3 protein-coding genes are annotated in these 1,956 nt (G+C 37.8%); all 3 read left to right on the top strand.

The window, feature by feature from the left end:
- Positions 1 to 535: 535 nt before the first annotated feature.
- Positions 536 to 799, top strand: coding sequence for a DeoR family transcriptional regulator (locus ACTHUT_RS19275; RefSeq protein ID WP_440419444.1), 264 nt, complete (start codon positions 536 to 538; stop codon positions 797 to 799).
- A gap of 111 nt (positions 800 to 910) precedes the next feature.
- A complete protein-coding gene (locus tag ACTHUT_RS19270; RefSeq protein WP_250600233.1) occupies positions 911 to 1,435 on the top strand; it encodes a WYL domain-containing protein in 525 nt (174 codons plus the stop codon).
- 276 nt (positions 1,436 to 1,711) lie between these two features.
- On the top strand, positions 1,712 to 1,956 hold a 245-nt coding region (locus ACTHUT_RS19265; RefSeq protein WP_440419442.1), incomplete at its 3' end, for a dynamin family protein.

The following is a 1,956-nucleotide window of genomic DNA, read 5'->3' as shown; positions in this document are numbered from 1 at the left end:
CGTTTGTGTGGTACCAATAGAAGAAAGTAGCAGAGCGTTGCGTGGTTTGCATGATGAAAATACGTCTTTAATGTATAAAAGAATGAAACGTAGTTTAAAACAAGAATGCCAGTAATTTCAATATCCAATCGACAAAACCTACCAATAAATCTACAAGTTGTTGTAATCCTTACAATTTATTTTCTTTCAAGTGAGTCAAATTTGCACAATATATAATGCAAAACCGGGTAAATTGATAACAATCTGAGCTGGCTCTTTAAAAAAGCCGTCTGAAATTCAGCTTTCAGACGGCCTTGGGCCATCGCATTTGCTCAATGAAACAGCAAATTAAAAAAGGGATATAACTGCATCATTAAAATAGAAAGTGTAAATTTAATGTAAATTAAATAATTACTATATCGAATAATAAGGTAGAATTGCCAAAGTTTATTAATGAATTATAAAAATACGCAAAGCAAAAAAAGAGCGACAGTACCTGTCGTGACTGCAACATAAAATTCCGCCATTACATACGAAAACGAAAATTTATCTACATATGAGCCAGCGTACTAAAGCACAGGAAGCACTAGGCATCCGTTTGGCAGATATTCTGACACGTCTAAATCAAGGGGAAACGATTGATATTCAAAATTTGCCCGAACGCTATGGCATTTCATTGCGTACAGCCCAACGTGATCTCAATCGTCTTGCCCCTTTATTGCAAACTACAGGCACCCGTTATTACCGTCTGGATCAAAACCAGTATGGCCGTCTGAATAAAGACGAAATCCGCCGTATTTGTCATTTTGCAGGCTTATAAGACCTTTTCCCTGAAGCGGACCGCCGCTTTTTTCAAGAGAGTCTGCGTCAAAGCATTATCATCAAAGGCCATCAATACGAAAATATTCGTCATCGCCAATCAGATTTTGATTTGGTAACACATTCTATAGAAGCAAAGCAAACCATTAGCTTTAATTACACCAAAGCCGATGGCAGTAAAAGCCATCGTACTTTAGATCCTTACCGGCTCATTAATAAAAGCGGTATTTGGTATCTTATCGGACTCGAAAATGGTCGAGAAAAGACCTATTGCTTTACCCAAACATCCCAGTTGCAAACGACATCAAAGACATATGTTCCAGATGTAGGATTTGTAGAAAAAATTCAAAATACCGACAGCATCTCATACGGTAATCAAGTCAGTGAAATCATTATTCAAATCAGCCCACAGGCTGCGCATTATTTTTTGCGGCGCAAGCTGTTACCCAATCAGGAGATTATTCGCCGCCTCGATAACGGCGGCCTGTTGATTGCCTGCAAAAATGTTAACGAAATTGAAGTTATCCCCATCGTCCAATATTGGATACCGCATTCAAGAATTGTCAGTCCGCAAGAGTTGCAGGAAAAGATAATTGGCAAATTAAAAAACTATATCAATAACCATGCGGAGGGCTAATAACATGTGGCAAATCATACTTGGATTCATCATGTTGCCTGGTGCGTTTATGCAAAGAGGCGGAATTAGGGCAATTATAGGGCTAATCTATATGCATAGTACATCTTGGCTTGATTGGAACGTAACGTACAGGGGGAACTTAGAACTTATTTCTTGTTTTATTTTTAGTCTAATGGGTTTTTGTCTGCTAATGAGTTCGTTCAGTAAGGACTAATCGGCACAAATAGCAGAAAGTAGTCATTTCCATTTAATTTTTATTCAGGAGAAATTTATTTTATGAACAGCAAAAAGCAATTTTTAGATTATATCGGTGAAGTTAAGAACATCATTTCCACTTTGGAAATTTCAGATAACAAATTATCGGAAATTCAAAGGAATATTACGGATGCAGAGCTGATTGTGCCGGTGGTTGGCGGATTTAGCGCGGGAAAAAGTACATTGCTCAATTCTTTTTTAGGCAATGAAATTTTGCCGACTGCCGTGACTCCGGAAACTGCATTAGCAACAGAATTGCGTTATAG

The sequence above is a fragment of the Neisseria sp. P0022.S010 genome, from assembly GCF_051956635.1.
This window is presented reverse-complemented; position numbering and strand designations above follow the sequence as displayed.

Coding starts and splice junctions, on each gene's coding strand:
- ACTHUT_RS19275 (WP_440419444.1), top strand. CDS start 536: ATGAGCCAGCGTACTAAAGCACAGGAAGCACTAGGCATCCGTTTGGCA.